A 20,660-nucleotide genomic window follows, 5' to 3' on the forward strand; every position below is an offset into this window, starting at 1 on the left:
TTCTACGGCCAGCAATACCCCTCGCACAGCGTGGACTCGGTCCCATCCGTGTTTCGCACCACCATGCTCGCCACGTTTCCGTTCTCGGTGGCGCTTGCGGGCCTGGGGAGGTTGATGATGGTAAAGGTCATGGATCCCTGCGGATATTCATGACCTGTGTCGGGGTAGGGCAGGGTGATCGACTTGAACTCCTCGCCCGTGACCGGCTGCCCGTTCTCAGAAACAACATCGGACAGGGGTCCGACGTGCGATGCGTAGATGACGTGAGGGTCCGAAGCAATGCGGAGGCCAGGCTCGCCGTTGGCGTGATCCCGCGTGAACACGAGCGAGCCGTTGGCACGCAACTCCGCCTTGTAGTTCGGGTATTCGCCAGCCATGCCGTCGCGGACGAGCCTGGCCCGATAGGCCACCTCTCCCACCGTCACGGGATCAGACCACTCAAGACCTGCGGCCAAGGTGGTGCTCGCACTCGGTGTCTCTGTCCTTATCTGGGTCGAGGATGCGGATGCCGAGCTGGGAGTGGCTGATGGAGTGGCGATCACGGTTGCGGACGGTGATGCCGTCGAGGTCGTCGTCGGCGTGACGTCCGGGGTGGGTGTGACGGTCGGTGTGGGGATGGCGGGCATGACGTCATTGCTGACGCGGGGCGCGAGAATCCCGATGGTTCCGGCGATCGTCAGCGTGGCAACGGCGACGCCGGCCACGGAGAGGACACGGCGTCGCACCACGGCGCGGTGGCCGCGCGCTATCAGGTCCTGGTCGTCGACGCCGAGGTGGTGGGGGGCGCCGGAAGCGGCGCCTCGGAGCTCGCTCCTGAGCAGGTCTTCAATGTCGGGGCTCATCGCTGGCTCCCTTCGGTGGAGGGGTGGGCGGTGCGGAGGGTGGCCAGGCCACGTGAGGCTGCGGACTTCACGGCGCCGACGGAGATCCCGAGCAGGTCAGCGGTCTGCTGCTCGGAATGGTCCTGGTAGTAGCGGAGAACCACGACTGTGCGTTGTTGCCGCGGCAGCAGGTCGAGCATTCGCAGAATCTGGTCGCGATGTTCGATGCTGCTGTCCGGCCTGACCGAGCGCTCAGGTACGTCGTCGACGATGACTTCGCGTGAGGTCTTGCGCCACGTGTCGGTCTTGTGGTTCACGAGGATCCGCCGCGCATAGGCCAGGGCGGACTCGCGTCGCACCTTGGGCCACGCGGCATACGTCTTGACGAACGCGGCCTGCACGAGTTCCTGCGATCGATCGGTCGACCCCGTGAGCAGCCAGGCGGTGCGCAGGAGGGACGGTGTCGCGTCACTCATGAACGCACTGAACGCTGCGTCGCGCTCCAACTTGGACTCCCGCCCCATGGCTCCCCCTTCGTGGTTCTCACCCAGCACTACGGGGGTATGCCGCAAAAGGTTGCCTTGCGCGGCATCCGTCACCTTCTGTGTGGCACACCCCCGTCCCCACGGCTGCCGCATAGGCTACGCAGCGTGAAGATCGACCTCCACGCGCACTCGACCGCGAGCGACGGGACAGAGAGCCCTGCCGAACTCGTGGCGGCGGCCAAGGTGGCCGGTCTGAGCACCATCGCGATCACCGACCACGACACCACGGCGGGCTGGGACGAAGCGGTCGAGGCCGCCATCCACGAAGGCATCGACCTGGTGCGCGGCATCGAGATCTCGTGCAGTCGCGACTACCGCAGCATCCACCTGCTCGGCTACCTGCCGGACCCTGACGACCCGCGCCTCGCGATCGAGTTGGCTCGCGCTCGCGACAGCCGGGTGAGTCGCATGGACCGGATGGTCCAACGCATGGCCGATGACGGCATACCCATCACGGTCGAGGAGGTGCGCGCCCAGGTCGCACCCGGAGCCACCCTCGGTCGCCCACACCTGGCAGACGCTCTGGTCGTGAGCGGAGTAGTGCCGGACAGGGACGAGGCGTTCCGCGACCTGCTCCACGACGGCAGCAAGTACTACGTCGGCCACTACGCCCCGGACCCCGTTGCCGCGATCAGTCTCGTGCGAGGTGCCGGGGGAGTGCCCGTTCTGGCACACCCCTTCGCCATGCGCACCGCGACGATCAGTGACGACATGGTCGAGGAGCTGGCCGCGGTTGGGTTGGCGGGTCTCGAGGCCCATCACCGCGACCACGAGCCGGCAGACGTCGAGCGGGCCGTCCGCCTCGCCGAGCGCCACGACCTCGTCATCACGGGCAGCAGCGACTACCACGGCACGGGCAAGCTCAACCGACTCGGGGAGTTCACGACGGAGCCGCGCCAGTGGTCCCGTATCGTCGAGCAGTCCCACGGCGTGAAGGTGGTCCAACCATGACCGAAAGCGTCTCCCGGCGCATGAACCCCGAGGACGAGGGCGACCTCGTCCTCACCCTGTCGTGCCCCGACCGTCCCGGCATCGTCGCAGCGGTGAGCCAGCACCTCCTCGACCGACGCGCCAACATCGAGGAGAGCCAACAGTTCAGCGACCACCGCACAGGGCGCTACTTCATGCGGGTGCGTTGTGACACGGGCGACGCCAACGTCGACGTCGAATGCTGGCGCCGTGAATTCGCTTCTGTCGCAACCGAGTTCGATATGGTGTGGGAACTGCGCAAAGCTGTCACGGCATACCGGATGCTGGTCATGGTGAGCAGGTTCGACCACGTCCTGCACGACCTCCTCTTCCGCTGGAAGTCCGGACAGGTCAACGCCGACATCGTCGGCATCGTCAGCAATCACCCCGACCTCGAGCCGATGGCTCGCTCCTACGGCATCCCGTTCCACCACATCCCGGTCACGCGCGACACCAAGGCGCAGGCCGAAGCGCAGCTGCTCGAACTCGTCGCGGAGCACGACGTCGAGCTCATCGCCTTGGCCCGCTACATGCAGGTGCTGAGCGACGACCTCTGCCGACAGCTCGGTGGGCGGGTCATCAACATCCACCACTCGTTCCTGCCGAGCTTCAAGGGCGCCAAGCCCTATCACCAGGCCTATGCGCGCGGAGTCAAGGTCATCGGGGCGACGGCTCACTACGTCACGGCCGACCTCGACGAGGGCCCGATCATCGAGCAGGACATCCACCGCGTCGACCACCGCATGGACGCCGAGGACCTCGTCTCCGCCGGTGAAGAGGTCGAGTCCCGCGTCTTCGCGCGCGCCGTGAAGTGGCACTGCGAGAGCCGCGTCATCCTCAACGAGGACCGCACTGTCGTCTTCAGCTGACTCTGGCGCGCCTGTGGATGGCGTCCCGGGAGTGTCCGCGCGGCTGGCTAGGTTGGTCCGGTGACCGAGGTGAGTGCCGGGCGACCGGTCCAGAGTGAGTTCGCGGGCATGCCACCCAAGTTGTATGCCGCGAGCCCCTCTCGCCTGCTCGCTCACGTCGACTGCCCCCGGCGTTATCGGATGCAGTACCTCGACAAGCCGAGACCCGAGCAACGCTCGCAGCGGGCGCACACGTCCTTTGGCCTGGCGGTTCACAACGCGCTGCGCGACTGGTGGGACCTGCCGCGAGACCGACGCACCGCGTCCGCCGGGCGTGAGCTGGTGCGCACGTCCTGGATCGACGTGGGGTTCCGCGACCCGGAGCAGTCGGTGCTGTGGCGCAAGCGCGCGCAGGAGCACGTCGTCGCCTATCTCGCCGGGGTCGATGCGGATGACCCGCCGCGGGGGATCGAGCGCACGGTGTCGTTCATCAGCGGTGCGCTGCGGGTCACCGGACGCATCGACCGCCTCGACGACCGCGATGGCGAGCTCGTCGTCGTGGACTACAAGACGAGCCAGAAGCCGCTCAGTGACGACGACGCGCGCACGTCCCTCCCGATGGCCCTGTATGCCGCGGCCGTCTGGAAGATGTTCCGTCGCCCGTGCCTTCGGGTCGAGTTGCACCACGTTCCGTCGGGGGAGGTGTTGGCGCACACCCACACCCCGGAGTCCCTTACGCGCAAGGTGGACGAGGCGAAGTCCATCGCCCGGGACGCCCAGCGAGCGGATGCCGACTTCGCGGAGCGGGGGGTCGAATCAACCCTCTTCCCCCCGGTGGTCGGGCCGATCTGCACCTGGTGCGACTTCAGGGCCCACTGCCCGGAGGGGCAAGCCGCCGGACCGGAGAAGTCCGGGTGGGCGGCGCTCGAGGCGGCTGAGGCGGCACTCGTGCCGCGGCCGGTCGAGGTCGACTGAGGCGGTCTGAGGCGGCTTGAGGTGTCTTCCCCGCCGTGTTCCGAGCGGCTGTCGGGGGCCAGTGCAAGGGTGTCGTCATGATCGTTGACCACATCGGAATCACCTGCGCGGACCTCGATGCCGCGAAGCGCTTCTACGACGCGGTGCTCGGCACTCTGGGCCACCGCCGCGTCATGGACTTCGACGTTGCCGTGGGTTACGGCAGCGAGGGGCCCGACTTCTGGCTCGCCAAACCCGAGGTGGACGGGCCCAACCGGGAGTCGCACCTGGCGTTCACTGCCGCCGACGTCGACACGGTCCATGCCTTCCACTCCGCCGCCAAGGATCTCGGCGCCGAGACGCTGCACGAGCCGCGCCACTGGCCCGAATACCACCCCGGCTACTACGCCGTCTTCGTGCGCGACCCCGACGGCAACAACGTCGAGGCCGTCTGCCACACGGCCGCTCCAGCAGGCGAGTGAGGGTCGCGATGGAGCAGCGCGTCTCGTTCATCACCTTGGCCGTGCAGGACCTCGCGGCGTCGCACCGGTTCTATGTCGAGGGCTTGGGGTGGACCCCCGAGTTCCACGACCCCGACGAGGTGCTGATGTTCCGGGCCGGTCCACTGACCGTCCTCTCGCTGTGGGACCGCGCCCACTTCGAGGCCGAGATCGGCGCGCCAGCCCAGACCGGTCCCGGCGTCGCGCCGATCACGTTGAGTCACAACGTCCACGAGCGCGAGCAGGTGGATGCCGTGCTGTCCGACGCGCGTGCCGCCGGCGCACCAGTGGTGTCCGAGGGTGTCGAGCGCGAGTGGGGTGGCTACACGGGCTACTTCGCCGACCCCGACGGGTTCCGGTGGGAGATCGCCTGGAACCCCGGGCCGGTCGGCCAACTCGTCCTTCCACCAGTGGGCAACACCACCTGAGCGAGCGCACGAGAAGCCGCCCCGGCCTGCGAGACTGGGGCGGACGGCATACCCACTCTTGTTGCAAGGACTCCTCGTGCCCCCACGCCCCCGCTCCACCGGTGCCACGATCATCGCCCTCGCCAACCAGAAGGGCGGCGTCGCCAAGACCACGTCGGTCGCCTCCCTGGGCGCTGCCTTCGCCGAGCTCGGCAAGCGCGTGCTCCTTGTTGACCTCGACGCGCAGGCCTGCCTGACCTTCAGCCTCGGCGTCGATCCCGACGCCGTCGAGGAGTCCGTCCACCACGTGCTCCTCGGGCAGGCCGAGCTCAGCAACGTCATCGTCACGTGTGAGGACGGGGTCGACCTCGTCCCCAGCTCGATCGACCTTGCCGGCACCGAGGCCGTGCTGCTCGGTCGACCGGCCCGCGAGTACGTCCTGCAGAGCGCGCTCCAGGACGTCCGCAAGGACTACGACGTGATCCTGCTGGACTGCTCGCCGAGCCTCGGCGTCCTCACCCTCAACGCGCTCACAGCCGCGCAGGGACTCATCATCCCGATGCCGTGCGAGATGCTCAGCCACCGAGGCGTCGGGCAGCTCCTCGACACCGTCGCCGACGTCAAGAAGTTCCTCAACAAGAAGCTCAAGGTCATCGGCATCCTCCCGACCCTGTTCGACGGCCGCAGCAACCACGCGCAGGAGGTCCTCTCCGACGTGGGCGAGCGCTACGGCCTGCCCGTGCTGTCGCCGCCGATCCCGCGCACGGTTCGGTTCGCCGAGGCCCCGGCCGTGGGGCGCTCGATCCTCGCGACGTCACGCTCGTCCAAGGGCGCTCGTGCCTACCGCGAGGTCGCAAAGTCGCTGGTCCCGACGCTGTAGGCCTCACCGGTCGCCCGGGCCGGGTGAGCGGTCGGGACGAGTTCTCTGGGGAGGCGACTGCGGGGTTACGGTGGATTCATGCCCACCACGACATCTGCACTGTCCGTCCCGTCCGCCGGGGCACCCTTCCAGGCCGTCGAGATCGAGCGCCGTGACCTGCGCGACGACGACGTCCGCATCGACGTCGCCTTCGCTGGCATCTGCCACAGCGACATCCACACCGTCCGCGACGAATGGGGTCCGGCGCACTACCCGATCGTCACCGGCCACGAGGTCGCGGGCACCGTCAGCGCCGTCGGCAGCGCCGTGACCAAGCACAAGGTCGGCGACCGCGTCGGCGTCGGCTGTCTCGTCGACTCGTGCGCCGAGTGCGAGAACTGCAAGAACGGTCAGGAGATGTTCTGCACCAAGGGTGCCGTCGGCACCTACAACGCCAAGAACTACGACGGCGAGTGGGCCGCTGGCGGCTACAGCCAGCAGATCGTCGTCACCGAGCGCATGGTCGTCCGCATCCCCGAAGGCATTGAGCTCGACGAGGCCGCCCCGCTGCTGTGTGCCGGCATCACGACCTACTCCCCGCTCAAGCGCTGGGGCGCCGGCACCGGCCGCAAGGTCGCGGTCGTGGGCGTCGGTGGCCTCGGCCACATGGGCGTCAAGATCGCCAACGCCATGGGCGCCGAGGTCTCGACCCTGTCGCGCTCTTCCGCCAAGGCCGATGACGCCAAGGTGCTCGGCTCCAGCAACCACATCGCGACCAGCGACGCCGACGCCATGAAGGCTGCACAGGGCAGTTTCGACCTCATCCTCAACACGGTGAGCGCCGACCTCGACATGAACGCCTACCTGCGCCTGCTCAAGCCCAACGGTGCCCTCGTCAACGTCGGCCTCCCGCCGAGCGACCTCTCGGTCAAGCCGTTCAACCTCATCGGCGGCAACAAGGTGCTCACCGGCAGCAACATCGGTGGCATCGCCGAGACCCAGGAGATGCTCGACTTCTGCGCCGAGCACGGCATCGGCGCGACGATCGAGACGATCGACGCGAGTGACACGACGGCTGTTGATGCGGCATACGACCGCGTTGTTGCTGGTGACGTGCGCTATCGCGTCGTCATCGACACGAGCACGATCAGCCCCTCCGCCTGACGCGAGATACGACGAAGGCCCTTCCCGTTGTGCGGGAAGGGCCTTCGTGCTCTGGCGTATGCCGGGTGGGCGCCTCGCGATTCACGATGAGCGCCGCTCGTGCGCCCGGCGCAAGCCGTGACCACCGGCGTTCCCGTGGGAGCACCGGTGGTCACGATGAGCGCCGCTCGTGGCGGGGCTGCGTCAGTCGGTGGCTGCGGCGGGCTTGCCGCCCTGGGTCCGACGACGGTTCCGGTTGCGGCGCGGTGCGGCCGAACCCTCGGCGGCCGGTGCGTCAGCGGAAACACGGGGAGCCTCGCTGCGGGCACGGTCGCCATCGCGACCGCCACGTCCACCGTCTCGTGAGCCGCGTCCACCATCACGCGAACCACCGTCGCCACTGCCGCGGCCACCGTCACGCGAACCGCCACCACTGGGTCGACGGCCACCGGACTTGCCAGTCTCGCCGAGGTCCTCGAGCGTCTCCGCGCCGAGTCCGGCGCGGGTCTGCTCGGACTTCTTCAGGCGACCCTTGGAGCCGACCGGGATGTCCATCTGGGCGTAGAAGTGGTCCGACGAGGAGTAGGTCTCCTCCGGGTCCGGGATACCCAGGTCGAGGGTCTTGTTGATCATCGTCCAGCGGTGCAGGTCGTCCCAGTCGACGAACGTCACGGCGATACCTGTCTGGCCGGCGCGACCCGTGCGGCCGATGCGGTGGACGTAGGTCTTCTCGTCCTCCGGGCACTGGTAGTTGATGACGTGCGTGACGTTCTCGACGTCGATGCCGCGGGCGGCAACATCGGTCGCGACGAGGACGTCGACCTTGCCCGAGCGGAACGCACGCAGCGCCTGCTCGCGAGCGCCCTGGCCAAGGTCGCCGTGGATGGCGGCGGCAGCGAAGCCGCGCTCGGCGAGGTCGTCGGCGACCTTGGCGGCGGTGCGCTTGGTGCGGCTGAAGACGATGGTCAGGCCGCGACCGTTGGCCTGCAGCATGCGGGCGAGCATCTCGACCTTGTCCATCGCGTGCGCGCGGTAGACGTGCTGCGTGATGGCCTTCACGGTCTGCGAGGTGTCACCCTCGCCCTCCTGCATGGCACGGATGTGCGTCGGCTGTGTCATGTAGCGACGCGCCAGCGCGACGACGGCGCCCGGCATGGTCGCCGAGAAGAGCATGGTCTGGCGGCCCGGCGAGGTCATGGCGAGGAGCTTCTCGACGTCGGGGAGGAAGCCCAGGTCGAGCATCTCGTCGGCCTCGTCGAGCACGACAGTCTTGGCGTGCGACAGGTCGAGGTGGCCCTGCTTGGCCAGGTCGATGAGTCGTCCGGGAGTGCCGACGACGACCTCGACACCCTTGGTCAGGGCGTCGATCTGCGGTTCGTAGGCGCGGCCACCGTAGACGGTGAGCACGCGGATGCCGCGGGCCTTGCCGGCCCGCTCGAGGTCGGCGGACACCTGCACGGCGAGCTCGCGGGTCGGGGCCACGGCGAGTGCCTGGGGCTTGCCCTTGTGGACGAAGCCGTCCCACTTGTCGTCGCCGCGGGCGATGACCTTGTTGAGGAGCGGGATGCCGAAGCCGAGCGTCTTGCCCGTGCCCGTCTTGGCCTGACCGATGATGTCGTGGCCACCCAGGGCGACGGGGAGGGTCATGGCCTGGATCGGGAACGGCGTCGTGATGCCGTGCGCAGCGAGGGCCGAGACGATGTCGGGGTGGATGGCGAAGTCCGAGAAGGACTGCACGTCGGCCGTGGCCTGCTTGGTCGCCTCGATGGCTGCCTCGTCGGGGATCGCCTCGGCGGTCGGGTCGGCAGGGATGGTTGATGCGTCTGTCATGAGAGCTCTCTGATCGGCGGCTTCACGCGGGTGAGGCTCGTCGCCGCTGTGGCGGGCCGATCGGAGTTCTTCGGGTGGGCTCTCGTGAATGAGAACCTCACAGAGGGTGTTCGTCGTGCCGACCGGGCACCGTGGACCTCTTCAGCCTACCGCGCTGGATGCCGTCCGCCCGCCGCACCCGGGTCGCTAGGCTGCGCAATATGGAGACCAACGGCACGACGGGACTGGACGACCCGGCATACAGGGCAGCAGTTGTTGACCTGCTGGGAGTCCTGGCCTACGGCGAGCTGACGGCCTGCATCCGGATGGCCACGGACTCGGACCTCGCGCCCTCGCTGCGGATCAAGGCGCAGATGGCCGGATTCGCCGCGACCGAGTATCGCCAGTACGAACTGCTCGTCGACCGCCTCACCGAGATGGGCGTCGATGCCGAGAGCGCCATGCAGCCGTTCGTGACGCCGTTCTCGGCCTTCCACGATCGGACCAGGCCCAAGAGCTGGGTCGAGGGGCTGATCAAGGCCTACGTCGGGGATGGCATCGCCAAGGACTTCTATCGCGAGATGGCCAGTTTTGTCGACGCCGAGACGCGGGCGGTCATGGACCACGCCCTGGACGACGCCGGTGCGGGTGACTTCATCGTCTCCGTCGTCCGTGACGCGATCCAGACCGACCGCACGGCCACGGGCAAGCTCAGTTTGTGGGGCCGTCGTTTGCTTGGTGAGGCCCTCAGCCAGGGCCAGTCCGTCGCCGTGGAGCGGGACGCCCTCACGGGCCTGCTCGTCGGCGGGGGAGCGGACCTCACAGCCATTGGCCAGATGTTCACCCGACTGACCGACCGTCACAGCCAGCGCATGGCCCGCCTGGGGCTCTCTGCCTGACCCGCCGTCTTCGTGCCCCGCACGGACACGCTTCGCTGCGCTCGCGATGTCCGTGCGGGGCACGAGTGGCGGTCACAGGGGAAGGCCCCGATCCTCGCAATGAGGATCGGGGCCTTCGCCGTGATGCTGAGTCAGGCGCTGAAGCGTCAGACCTGCTTCTTGTTGGTCGCCATGCCGTAGCCCACGATGAGGAGGGCGGCAACGACCACGCCGGCGAGGAACGGGACGAACTGGAATCCGCCGTTCTCGTTGTTGTAGCCCAGCTGGTAGACGAGCCAGGAGGCAATGAGGGAGCCGAGGATACCGAGAATGACGGTCACCACGACGGAGATGCTCTGCTTGCCCGGGAGGACAAGGCGAGCCAGTGCTCCGATGATGGCACCGACAATGATGGCGCCGATAATGGTTCCGATCACGGGAACCGCTCCTTTCTGGCCCTGTCGGGCGCAAATGTGGTCACCTGTTTGGTGACCTTGACGCTTTGACCTTATGCCACATTCTGGGTTGAACACGCACTGCGCGTCACCCATTTCTCGGCGAGGCCCCTCGTCATCGCGGCAGGTCAGACCATGTTTCGGGATCCGACCGAGCCCGTGGCGGGGGTGTCACGCCGTCAGATCTGACCGAAGCCGACCTTGCTCTTCTCGGACTCGCCGACCATGACCCAGCCGAGCGCGCGTCCGGGCACGAGGAGCTCGCGGCCCTTGGTGTCGGTGAGGCGCAGGATGCCGCCGTCGGTGAGGGCAGCCGCGATGGCCTTGGACACCTCTGCGGGCGAGGCGTCGGTCTCGATTGCGATCTCGCGTGCGACGTTCTGCACGCCGATGTTGACCTCCACGGTCAGTCACCTTTCGTTCGTGGGGGCCGCCCGGCAAGAGCCGAGCGACCTTTCACGAGAGGCTAACCCTGAGCGGGTTCAGATCGTTCCCCGCCCACCATGGGCAGGTAGCCGATGCCGCGCCACATGAGTTGCGTGACGAGGGCAGCGGCCTCGTCACGGTCGAGGTCGGACTCGGCCGCCAACCAGTGCCTCGCGGTGATCTGGGACATGCCGGACAGGCCGGTCGCGAGCAGCATGGCGTGTTCGTCGGGGATGCCAGAGTCGTGGGCGATGACGTCGGCAATGGCCTCGGCGCAGGCGAGTTCGAGGCTGTCGAGGCGGGCGCGCACCTGGGGGACACCCGTGAGGTCGGACTCGAAGATCATGCGGAAGGCCGCACCCTCGCGCGACACGAAGTCGAAGTACGCGCTGATCGTGGCGCGGACGCGGTCCTCGTTGCCCTCCGCCGGCTCCTGCATGGCCGCCCGAACCAGGCGCTCGAGCGTGTCGCAGTGCTCATCGAGGAGCGCCAGGTAGAGCTCGAGCTTGCCCGGGAAGTGCTGGTAGAGAACCGGCTTGGACACCCCGGCGTGTTCGGCGATGTCGTCCATCGCGGCCGCGTGGTAGCCGCGCTCGACGAACACCGCCTGTGCCGCCTCCAGGAGCTGGGCCCGGCGCTCTGATCGGGGCATGCGCTGTCCGCGCTGAGTGCTCGTGTCCATGGGAGTCCTGTCTGGGCTTCGCGTTCGGTGTGGTGCGCGTCATAGTACGGAACGCCGGAGTCGGGCGGGGGCGCTCGGACGTATCGTGGCCGGGTGGACGCCGTGGGCAGGACAAGCGGGCGTATGCCGCTCGCACCAGTCGGCGAGGAGCTCTCGCCTCCCGAGCGGACGCGCTTTGCGCGCCACGTCATCCTTCCGGGGATCGGTGACACGGGGCAGCGCCGACTGCGAGCCGCCGGGGTTCTCGTTGTCGGCGCGGGCGGACTGGGGTCGCCGGTCCTGCTCTACCTCGCCGCTGCGGGGGTCGGTCGGATCACCGTCGTCGATGACGATGTCGTGGAATCGACCAACCTGCAGCGTCAGGTGGTTCACGGGGTCGCCGATGTCGGACGCCTCAAGGTCGAGTCGGCCGTGGCCGCCCTGCAGGCGCTTGCGCCCGACGTCACGGTCACGCCCGTGGGGGAGCGGCTGAGCGCCCACAACATCCTCGATCTCGTTGCCGACCACGACGTCGTTGTCGACGGTGCCGACAACTTCCCGACCCGATACCTCGTCGGCGACGCGTGCGCCCGCCTCGGCGTCCCGCACGTGTGGGGCTCGGTCTATCAGCACGACGCCCAGACCAGCGTCTGGTGGGCCGGTGAGGGTCCGTGCTATCGCTGTGTCTTCCCCAACCCCCCGCCACCCGGAGCGGTGCCGTCGTGCTCGACGGGCGGGGTGCTCGGGGCCTCCTGCGGTGCGGTCGGGTCGGTCATGGCGGAGGAGGTCGTCAAGCTCCTCGTCGGCGTGGGCGAACCGCTCGTCGGCCGATTGCTGCTGCACGACGCGTGGCGTCAGGAATGGAGCACCCTGGCCGTCGCGGCAGACCCGGACTGCGTCGTGTGCGGTGCCGCTGCCGATCCGCACCGGCCCCTCGGCATTGAGAAAGAGCCGCGGCCCGGCTCTGGTGATGGCTCTGAAATCTCCTCTGTCGCAACCGAACCCGCGCTCCCATCCTTGAGCGTCACGGCTCTGGCTCAACGGCTGCGTGACCGCGACGCGGGTGCCGACGCGTTCATCTTGCTCGACGTCCGCGAGCCCGGCGAACGTGAGGTCGTGACCATCCCGGGGGCTGTGCCGCTGCCACTCGGGCAGGTGCGCAGCGACCGAGGTGAGGCGGTCGCAAAGCTCGCGGACGGCATACCGACGCTTGTGTACTGCAAGTCGGGAGCACGATCAGCGGAAGCCGTGGGTCTCCTGCGCGCCCGAGGCGTCGACGCCGTTGACGTGACCGGCGGCGTGCTCGCCTGGGTGCGCGAGGTCGACCCGACCCTGTCGACCTACTGACACGGCGCAGGGCTGAGCGCTGATGTCGGTGCGGCGTGATGGGATCGGGACGTGCTGACCCTCCGACGTGCTGCGACCGCCGAGACCGTGATGCCGGTCCTCGACGCAGGGCAGCAATCGGTCGTCGACTGGCGCGGGACCGGTGTGCTGCGGGTCCTTGGTGCCCCAGGAACCGGCAAGTCCACGGTGGCCGTCGAGTTGGTGGCAGCCCACGTGACCGATGGTGCTCGCCCGGACCAGTGCCTGCTTCTCGCCTCATCGCGGCGCGACGCGGCCCGGCTGCGCGACCAGGTGACGGCGCGCGTGGGTGGCACGTCGACCGAGCCGCTGGCGCGCACCTTCCCGTCGTTCGGGTTCGGAGTCCTGCGAGCGTCCGCCGCCCTCGTCGGCGACCCGCCGCCCCGGCTTCTCAGCGGCCCGGAGCAGGACGTCGTGATCCGCGAGCTCCTGGCCGGGCACGCCTCGGGCGAGAGCGTCGGCCCGCGCTGGCCCGAGCGGGTCCGGCTCGCGCTCCCCACCCGGGCGTTCCGGGCTGAACTGCGCGACCTGCTGATGCGCGCCGTGGAGCTCGGACTCGATCCCGACGAGTTGGCGCAACTGGGCGTGCTGCACGGGCGCGACGAGTGGGTTGCGGGGGCCGAGCTGCTGCGTGAGTACGACGAGGTGACCGCGCTGCTCACTCCCGGCGCGTTCGACCCCGCGTGGATCCTTGGAGCGGCCGCCAGTGCGCTCATGGGTGACGAAGACCTGGCCCGCTCGCTCACCGCCGGTCTGCGCCTTGTCGTCGTCGACGACGCCCAGGAGATGACGCCAGCGGCGCTGCGCCTGCTCGAGGTGCTGCGACACGTGGTTCCCGCTGCAGGGATCGTCCTCATCGGTGACCCCGACAGCGCCACCCAGACCTTCCGCGGCGGTGACCCCACGCTGCTGGCGCGTGAGTGGGCCAGCCTCGGTGACGGGCCGACCGTCGTGCTCCCTCGCAGCCATCGCCTCCCGGGGGGTTTGCTGACCGTGACCAATGCGGTGGCCGGGCACATCGGTGTGCTGGGCGATGTGGCTCATCGCCGGGCGGAGGCTGCTGGCGAGGGTGGTTCGTCCGAGGTGCACCTGCTGCGGTCGGCCAGCCAGGAAGCCGGCTTCATCGCTGCGCGCCTGCGGGCGGCCCATCTGCTCGACGACGTGCCGTGGTCCGACATGGCGGTGATCGTGCGCGGCCAGTCCCGCAGCGCGGCTCTCAGGCGGGCCCTGCAGTCCTCCGGAGTGCCCGTGAGTGCTGCCGAGGCCGAGCTGCCCGTGCGCGACGAGCCAGCGGTGAGACCGCTGCTCACGCTTCTCCAGGTCGTGACCGACCTCGCGTTGGAGCGCACCGAGGACGTGCCCGTGGAGGTGGCCCTCGATGTGCTCGTCTCGCCACTGGGCGCAGCTGACCCGGTCGAGCTGCGACGCCTGCGGCGAGCGCTCCGCCGAGAAGAGCTCGACGCCGGCGGGTCTCGCACGAGCGATGAGCTCATCGCCGAGGTGCTGATGCGCCCGGCCGTGCACGACCGCCTCGGGATCGAGGGCCGCTCCGTCCAGCGCATCGGTCGGATGATCCGGGCCGGGGTCGAGGCGTGTGGTGCCGTCGAGGGTGAGTGGGGCCCCGGCGTCAGCGCCGAAGGAATTCTCTGGGCCATGTGGGACGCCTCCCGGCTCGCGGGACAGTGGCGCGAGACGGCTCTGGGTGGTGGTGCCGCGGGCGCTCGAGCGGATCGCGATCTCGATGCCGTTCTGGCGGTGCTGCGTGCTGCCGCGACCTATGGCGAACGTCTGCCGGGTTCGTCGCCCGAAGCCTTCCTCCAGCATGTCCTTGGTCAGGACGTGCCCGGCGACACCCTTGCCGCCCGGGCCCCGGTCGGCGAGTCGGTCTCGTTGCTGACCCCCCAGTCGGCGGCGGGGCGCCAGTGGCCGCTCGTGGTCGTCGCCGGTGTGCAGGAGGGGTCGTGGCCCGACCTCAGGCTGCGCGGCTCGTTGCTGGGGTCCCAGGACCTCGTCGACGTGGTGCGTGGTCGCGCGGGTGGACATCGAGCCGCGCTCGCTGCGGTGCGCCATGACGAAACCCGGCTCTTCCACGTCGCCGTGTCGCGCGCGACCCGGTCGCTCCTCGTCACGGCGGTGCGCAGCGAGGACGAACAGCCCTCTCCCTACCTCGATGTCGTCGATCCTCTGCCCGATGACGCGGACCGCCGCGAAGCCAGCGACTGGGCGCGACCCGTGACTCTCCCGGCCCTCGTCGGTGCCCTGCGCCGCGACGTCGTGTCCGACGACGTGCGCCGTCGGGGAGGCGCCATCACCGGCCTGGCCCGGCTCGCCCGCGCGGGTGTCCCCGGCGCCGATCCGGCCTCGTGGTGGGTGCTCCACGGGTTGTCCGACGAGCGACCACGTCGTGGGCCCGAGGACCCGGTGCGGGTCGGACCGTCGGCCATCGACGGCTTCACGTCCTGCCAGCTCAAGTGGGCGCTGACCAAGGTCGGGGGAGACGGCCCGATGATCGGTCAGCGCGACATCGGCACGCTCATCCACGAGATCGCCGCCGAGGGTGACGCCGATGCCGCGACCATGCGCACGACTCTCGATGAGCGCTGGCCCCGACTCGGGCTCCCTCCGGGGTGGTCGACCGACCTCAAACGTCGGCAGGCCGAGGGAATGGTCGACCGGCTTGCGCGCTTCTTCGACGAGAACACCGCGGCCGGCTGGCAGCGTCTCGCCGCCGAGGCGCGGATGAAGGTCGAGCTCGGGCGCATCGTGCTGAGTGGCACGGTCGACCGCCTCGACGTCAGCTCGTCGGGCGAGGTCCGGGTCATCGACTACAAGACGGGCTCGAGCAAACCCAAGGCCTCGGATGTGCCGAGGCACGGGCAGCTCGGTGCCTATCAACTCGCCGTCATCGAGGGTGGTTTCGAGGACGTCGAGGTTCCCCAGTCCTCCTCTGGCGCAGCGCTGCTCCACGTCGGCAAGGCCGCAGGCAAGGCGACGACCATCCAGGTCCAGCCACCCTTGGCGCAGGACGAGGACCCGGAGTGGGCGCAGCGCCTCATCGTCGACACGGGTGAGCTCATGGGTGGTGTGACCTTTGTCGCCAGCCCGAGCGACGAGCTCTGCCGCACCTGTCCGGTGCGCAGCTCGTGCCCGGCCCAGCCCGAGGGGAGGGCGTTGTGAACTCCGCGGCGGCACCGGCCGAGACGGAGGTGCGTTGGTCCGCTGCAGCCGTCGCCGAAGCCATCGGCCTGCCGCACCGTCCCACCGCCGAGCAGACGGCAGTCATCGAGGCACCCCTGCGTCCCTTGCTCGTCATCGCGGGGGCCGGATCGGGCAAGACCGAGACCATGGCCGCTCGGGTCGTGTGGCTCGTCGCCAACGGGTTCGTTGAGCCCGAGGACGTGCTCGGACTCACCTTCACGCGCAAGGCGGCGACAGAGCTCTCCGACCGCATCGGCAACCGCCTCTCGCAACTGCGTCGCGTCGGGCTGTGGACTCCTCAGGAAGTCGATGGCGCTCCCTCGCTCGGGACGGCAGTGAGCGTGTCGACCTACCACTCGTATGCCGGTCGGCTGGTTCGCGAGCACGGCCTGCGGTTGGGCTACGAAGCCGACACGCGACTGCTGTCGGAGGCGGCCGCCTGGCAGACGGCCCACGAAGCAGTGGTGCGCTACGACGGCCCGATGGACGAGGTCGACAAGGCAGAGTCGACCGTGACCGCAGCTGTCGTGGACCTCGCCGGTGAGATGGCGGAGCACCTCCAGACGCCCGAAAGTGTTGCTGCACACCTCGATCAGGTCATCGAGCACCTTGAGCAGCTGGAGCGCGGCGACACGAAGAAGCGGGTCAACCCCGTGGCCGGTGAGCTCACGAACCTCCGGCTGCGTCGAGCCGTGCTGCCCATCGTCGGCCGCTACGCCGAGCTCAAGCGCAGCCGGGACGCCATGGACTTCGCCGACCAGATGGCGCTCGCGGCCAAGCTCGCGATGACCTTCGACGACATCGGGGCGATCGAGCGGGCCCGCCATCGCGTCGTCCTGCTCGACGAGTTCCAGGACACGTCCGAGGCGCAACTGGCGTTGCTCAAGGCGCTCTACGTCGCGCCGGGTGAGACCTCGGCGGTCACCGCCGTCGGTGACCCGCACCAGTCGATCTACGGCTGGCGCGGAGCCAGCGCGACGACCCTGACGCGCTTCGCCGTGGAGTTCGGCGACCCGGAGCCCGCCAGGAAGCTCGACCTGTCGACGAGCTGGCGGAACGACAGCGCCGTGCTCGATGTCGCCAACCACCTCGCGCAGCCGTTGCGCGCCGCGTCCCGGGTGACGGTCGAGCCACTGGCCTCGCGACCCGGCGCAGGAGTCGGATCCGTCGAGGTCGCCCGGCTCACCACGGCAGCGGATGAGGCCGACCACATCGCGCGATGGCTCGCGGTCCACCGGTCACGAGGCGCTGTGAGCGCTGCCGTGCTCTGTCGTAAGCGAGCCGAATTCGCTACTGTGACAGCGGCATTGGAAGAACACGGCATACCCCACGAAGTCGTGGGACTGGGAGGTCTGCTCCTCACACCGGAGGTCGAGGACGTCGTCGCCCTGCTGCACGTCGTGCAGGACCCCGCCCGTGGAGACCACCTGGTTCGACTGCTCTCGGGCCCGATGATGCGGCTCGGGATCGCCGACCTCGATGCCCTCGCGGCCTGGTCTCGCGTGCAACAGCGTCTGCGTGGCGGAGCCGTTGCGCGTCACGAGAAGGACCTCGCACCGGATGCTGCGGATGCGCCGAGCATCATCGAGGCACTCGACTCCCTGCCGCCGCGTGGATGGGTGGGCGACGAGGGCGAGCGGCTCTCCGACGTTGCCCGCGACCGTCTGGCCGGACTCGCGGCCACGGTGCGGCGGATGCGCGGACTCACCTTCCTGCCCCTTGCAGATCTCGTCCTCGAGGCCGAGAAGTCCCTCGGGCTCGACATCGAGGTCCTGTCCCGACCCGAGTACACGCCGGCCGCGGCCCGAGCCCACCTCGACGCCTTCGGTGACGTGGCCGCCCAGTTCTCGCAGAGCGCCGACCGGGCCACCCTCGGCGGGTTCCTCGACTGGATCAAGGCCGCGATCGACGAGGAGAGAGGGCTCGATCGCGGCTACGCCGATGCGACGTCCGATGCCGTGCAGGTGATGACCATCCACGCCGCGAAGGGCCTGGAGTGGGACGTCGTCGCGGTGCCCGCCCTCGTCGAGAGCACCTTCCCGGCGCACAACCTCCACTCGCCGAGCTTCAAGGACGGGCAGTGGCGCATCTCGGCGCCCAAGGACAAGGGATGGCTGGCGGGCCTGCAGGACGGAGGGCTGCCCTACGAGCTGCGCGGGGACCGCGACGGTCTGCCCGAGTTCGGCTGGCGGAGCGCCGTCGGGTGGGACGAGCTGGCGGTGCGGCTCGAGGAGTTTGCCGTGTCCGGGGGAGAGCACGCCGTGGCCGAGGAACGCCGCCTGGCCTATGTGGCAGCCACCCGGGCACGCCACGCGCTGCTGCTCACGGCGAGTGTGTGGAGTCGGCCGAAGACCCCAAGGGTGACCTCACGCTTCCTCGACGAAGTCATGCAGCTCACGACGGTGGATGACTCCCCAGTTCGCATCCGCGAGTGGGCCGATCTCCCGGTGCCTCCCGAGGATGGTTCGGCGCTGGTGAAGCCGGGCACTGAGGACGGTCACGAGTTCGTCTGGCCGGTCGACCACCTGGGCCACCGTCGGGTTCGGGCTGACGCGGCGGCACGTGCAGTCACCCGGGCCAGCGAGGAGCCAGAGTCGACCTCTCCGACCCTGGGCCCGTGGGCGCGGGAGCTGGACCTGCTGCTCGCCGAGCGCGCCCGGCGGCAGTCCCGGCACGACGACGTCGTCGAGCTTCCCTCGCACCTGTCCACATCGTCCCTCGTGGCGTTCGCGACCGACCCCGAACGTTTCGCCGCCGGGCTACGTCGACCCATGCCGTCGGCACCCGCACAGGCGGCGCGTCGAGGAACGGCCTTCCACTCCTGGATCGAGGAGCACTACGCGAGGGCCGCGATCGTCGACCTCTTCGATCTGCCCGGAAGTGCCGACGAGGACCCCTTGGGCGACGCCGAGTTGCCAGCCATGCGCGAGCGCTTCCTCGCGAGCCCCTGGGCCGCCCGGGATCCGATCGAGATCGAGACGGCGCTCGAAACCGTGGTCGACGGTGTCGCGATCCGCGGCCGCATCGATGCCGTCTTTGCCGACGTCGAGGGCGTCGACTGGGTGATCGTCGACTGGAAGACCGGCCGCAAACCGTCCGGCGAGGTCGCAAGGGTGCGCGCGCTGCAGCTCGCCGCATACCGAATCGCCTGGGCACGCCTGCGCGGCGTGGACCCGCAACGGGTCAGCGGCGCGTTCTACTACGCCGGTACCGGTGAGACGGTCTGGCCCGATCTCGCGGACGAGGCCGAGATCAGCGACCTTCTCGCGGGAGTTCCTCGGGCGTGATCTCGGGCTCCGCGGCTCGACCCGTTGCCAGCCCGGGGATGGGCCGCGTGATCGTCAGGTCCTCTGCTTCGGTCTCGGTCTCGGTCTCGGTCTCGGTCTCGGTCTCGGTCTCGACCTCGACCTCGGCCGTGGGTTCGGGGTCGGTCACGGCTTCGTCCCCGAGTGCGACGTCCGCGACCGCAGGCGGAGGGAAGGTTCGCGGCGTCCACGCCACCTCGTCATCGTGGGAGGCGTCCTCGATGACCGAGTCGAGATCGTCCTGGTCCGCGTCGTCCGCGTCGTCCGCGTCGTCGACTTCGTCGTACGTCTCGTGGGCGGAACCCGCCTCCGCCGCCTCGTCGTCGTCGAGGTCCAGTCCGAGGCCGGCCGTCGAGAGCAGTGGCGTGGGCTGTGCGGGTTCCGAGTCCTCCGAAGTGACCTCGGCCTCCGGTGTGGATGAGTCCTCGGGGATCGAGGGTTCGAACTCCACGTCCTCCTCCTCGTCCTCCTCCTCAGCGACAGCTGGCGGGGGAGTGGCCCGGCCGCGCAGGGCGACGGGGGTGAGCGAGGTGCGGCGGTAGTCATCGGCCGTGTCCTCGGCGTGGACGTCCTCATCGAGTCGGCGCAGGCGGCTGGACAGGCCCTCGATGGCCGGGGCGTCGCCCCGCGAGTCGGCGCGCATGAGTTCCCTCAGCACGGTCAGTTCGGCAGCGAGTCGGGCGCGCACCAGGAGGTTGGGGTCGGGTCGTTCCACCCGAGCGTGGGCGTAGGCCTCGAGAACGGTCTCGAGAGTCGCCGGGTCGGCCTCGTCGACAAGAGCCGCGAAGTCGTCTGCGGGATCGGCGACCTTGGCGTCCTCCCAGCCGGTGATGCCCCGGATGCGACCGGACGAGGCGTCGGAGTCGTCCTCGAAGACGGCAAGCACCTGGTCTCCGGTGAGGTCCCCGTGGGTGGCGGTTGGTGCGAACCGCCACAGCGCCACGTCCTCGAGGGCGTGCTCCCAGCGCGCCAGCAGGGCCGTGGGAACGCGTCCCGATTCGGCGGCGCGGTCGAGCTCGGCGAGCCGGCGCCGCCGATACGAGTCGGTGTCATAGGTCGGCATCCCGGCCTCGTCGAAGAGACGGGGATCGGTGTTGTGCAGGGCCGCGATGGCCCGACCCAGTTCCGCGGCCGGCCCGGCGCCTGCGGGGAGTGAGTCGAAGGACAGGTTGTGCCCGGGCAGATAGGGATAGATCATCGCGCGCCCGCCAGTCCTGAGCTCGACGAAGCCGCGTGGTGCGGGCACCGTGAACGGCAGTCGTCGCGCGAGCAGCTGGAGCAGCGTGACCGTGAGGTCCATCCGTGCCGCCGCCAGTTCGTTGCGCGGAGCCCGGACCACCCATCGGCGGTGCTCGGTGTCCTGGACGAACGCGACGTCATAGTCCTGGTCCGGCACGCTCGGCAGGGCCTCGACGCTCACCGGGTCCAGACCGGGCACGCCGGCGCTAGCGACGGCCGCAAGGAAGGTCGGGGTGAGTGCCACCCGTTCACCGTATGCCGTGTGGCCCTCTAGGGTG

18 protein-coding genes are annotated in these 20,660 nt (G+C 69.3%); 11 read left to right on the forward strand and 7 right to left on the reverse strand.

Annotated elements, in window-relative coordinates; translation table 11 throughout:
- Window positions 1-2: 2 nt before the first annotated feature.
- Window positions 3-842 (reverse strand): hypothetical protein, encoded by an 840-nt coding sequence (locus ACFQRE_RS13145; protein ID WP_380122999.1) that lies wholly within the window; start codon window positions 840-842, stop codon window positions 3-5.
- A complete protein-coding gene (locus tag ACFQRE_RS13150; RefSeq protein WP_380123001.1) occupies window positions 839-1,345 on the reverse strand; it encodes a SigE family RNA polymerase sigma factor in 507 nt (168 codons plus the stop codon). Before ACFQRE_RS13150 ends, ACFQRE_RS13145 begins: the two co-directional genes overlap by 4 nt.
- A 126-nt stretch (window positions 1,346-1,471) precedes the next feature.
- Here ACFQRE_RS13150 and ACFQRE_RS13155 point away from each other — a divergent pair, with 126 nt between their 5' ends.
- The 7 genes from ACFQRE_RS13155 to ACFQRE_RS13185 all read left to right on the forward strand — a co-directional run bounded on the left by ACFQRE_RS13155 (window position 1,472) and on the right by ACFQRE_RS13185 (window position 7,067).
- Entirely contained in the window at window positions 1,472-2,317 is an 846-nt protein-coding gene (locus ACFQRE_RS13155; protein ID WP_380123004.1) for a PHP domain-containing protein, read from the forward strand.
- Window positions 2,314-3,204, forward strand: coding sequence for a formyltetrahydrofolate deformylase (gene purU, locus ACFQRE_RS13160; RefSeq protein WP_380123006.1), 891 nt, complete (start codon window positions 2,314-2,316; stop codon window positions 3,202-3,204). The genes ACFQRE_RS13155 and purU overlap by 4 nt, the downstream gene beginning before the upstream one ends.
- A gap of 60 nt (window positions 3,205-3,264) precedes the next feature.
- Window positions 3,265-4,158 carry a RecB family exonuclease gene (locus ACFQRE_RS13165; protein ID WP_380123008.1) on the forward strand — a complete coding sequence of 298 codons (894 nt, stop codon included), beginning with the start codon at window positions 3,265-3,267 and terminating at the stop codon, window positions 4,156-4,158.
- A gap of 77 nt (window positions 4,159-4,235) precedes the next feature.
- Entirely contained in the window at window positions 4,236-4,619 is a 384-nt protein-coding gene (locus ACFQRE_RS13170) for a VOC family protein (protein WP_380123011.1), read from the forward strand.
- Window positions 4,620-4,627: 8 nt separating this feature from the next.
- On the forward strand, window positions 4,628-5,065 hold the full coding sequence (locus ACFQRE_RS13175; protein ID WP_380123013.1) for a VOC family protein: 438 nt from the start codon (window positions 4,628-4,630) through the stop codon (window positions 5,063-5,065).
- Between the two features lie 76 nt (window positions 5,066-5,141).
- Window positions 5,142-5,924 carry a ParA family protein gene (locus ACFQRE_RS13180; protein ID WP_380123015.1) on the forward strand — a complete coding sequence of 261 codons (783 nt, stop codon included), beginning with the start codon at window positions 5,142-5,144 and terminating at the stop codon, window positions 5,922-5,924.
- A 78-nt stretch (window positions 5,925-6,002) separates the two neighbouring features.
- On the forward strand, window positions 6,003-7,067 hold the full coding sequence (locus ACFQRE_RS13185) for an NAD(P)-dependent alcohol dehydrogenase (RefSeq protein WP_380123018.1): 1,065 nt from the start codon (window positions 6,003-6,005) through the stop codon (window positions 7,065-7,067).
- A 183-nt stretch (window positions 7,068-7,250) separates the two neighbouring features.
- Here the strand turns inward: ACFQRE_RS13185 and ACFQRE_RS13190 are convergent, their stop codons facing one another.
- Window positions 7,251-8,876, reverse strand: a complete 1,626-nt coding sequence (locus tag ACFQRE_RS13190) for a DEAD/DEAH box helicase (protein WP_380123020.1) — start codon at window positions 8,874-8,876, stop codon at window positions 7,251-7,253.
- A 200-nt stretch (window positions 8,877-9,076) separates the two neighbouring features.
- Here ACFQRE_RS13190 and ACFQRE_RS13195 point away from each other — a divergent pair, with 200 nt between their 5' ends.
- Window positions 9,077-9,754 carry a ferritin-like fold-containing protein gene (locus ACFQRE_RS13195; RefSeq protein ID WP_380123022.1) on the forward strand — a complete coding sequence of 226 codons (678 nt, stop codon included), beginning with the start codon at window positions 9,077-9,079 and terminating at the stop codon, window positions 9,752-9,754.
- A 146-nt stretch (window positions 9,755-9,900) separates the two neighbouring features.
- Here the strand turns inward: ACFQRE_RS13195 and ACFQRE_RS13200 are convergent, their stop codons facing one another.
- From ACFQRE_RS13200 to ACFQRE_RS13210, 3 genes are all read right to left on the reverse strand, one after another.
- On the reverse strand, window positions 9,901-10,170 hold the full coding sequence (locus tag ACFQRE_RS13200) for a GlsB/YeaQ/YmgE family stress response membrane protein (protein WP_035939695.1): 270 nt from the start codon (window positions 10,168-10,170) through the stop codon (window positions 9,901-9,903).
- Window positions 10,171-10,367: 197 nt separating this feature from the next.
- Entirely contained in the window at window positions 10,368-10,592 is a 225-nt protein-coding gene (locus ACFQRE_RS13205; protein ID WP_009775792.1) for a DUF3107 domain-containing protein, read from the reverse strand.
- Between the two features lie 62 nt (window positions 10,593-10,654).
- Window positions 10,655-11,296 carry a TetR/AcrR family transcriptional regulator gene (locus ACFQRE_RS13210; RefSeq protein ID WP_380123025.1) on the reverse strand — a complete coding sequence of 214 codons (642 nt, stop codon included), beginning with the start codon at window positions 11,294-11,296 and terminating at the stop codon, window positions 10,655-10,657.
- Between the two features lie 123 nt (window positions 11,297-11,419).
- On the opposite strand from ACFQRE_RS13210, the gene ACFQRE_RS13215 reads away from it, so the two are divergent.
- Genes ACFQRE_RS13215 through ACFQRE_RS13225 form a run of 3 tightly spaced genes read left to right on the forward strand, consistent with a single transcriptional unit; the run spans window position 11,420 to window position 19,125 of the window.
- The gene (locus ACFQRE_RS13215) at window positions 11,420-12,622 is read left to right on the forward strand and encodes a ThiF family adenylyltransferase (protein WP_380123027.1); all 1,203 of its coding nucleotides are present in this window, start codon (window positions 11,420-11,422) and stop codon (window positions 12,620-12,622) included.
- A 51-nt stretch (window positions 12,623-12,673) separates the two neighbouring features.
- Window positions 12,674-15,817, forward strand: a complete 3,144-nt coding sequence (locus ACFQRE_RS13220; protein ID WP_380123030.1) for an ATP-dependent helicase — start codon at window positions 12,674-12,676, stop codon at window positions 15,815-15,817.
- Window positions 15,814-19,125: an ATP-dependent helicase gene (locus ACFQRE_RS13225; protein ID WP_380123032.1), complete on the forward strand. Its 3,312-nt coding sequence runs from the start codon at window positions 15,814-15,816 to the stop codon at window positions 19,123-19,125. Before ACFQRE_RS13220 ends, ACFQRE_RS13225 begins: the two co-directional genes overlap by 4 nt.
- Here ACFQRE_RS13225 and ACFQRE_RS13230 read toward each other — a convergent pair.
- The gene (locus ACFQRE_RS13230) at window positions 19,091-20,626 is read right to left on the reverse strand and encodes a macrolide 2'-phosphotransferase (RefSeq protein WP_380123034.1); all 1,536 of its coding nucleotides are present in this window, start codon (window positions 20,624-20,626) and stop codon (window positions 19,091-19,093) included. The two genes, ACFQRE_RS13225 and ACFQRE_RS13230, sit on opposite strands and share 35 nt — an antisense overlap.
- Window positions 20,627-20,660: the final 34 nt, after the last annotated feature.

This window comes from Knoellia pratensis (assembly GCF_042666395.1).
GTDB classification, from domain to species: Bacteria; Actinomycetota; Actinomycetes; order Actinomycetales; family Dermatophilaceae; genus Knoellia; species Knoellia pratensis.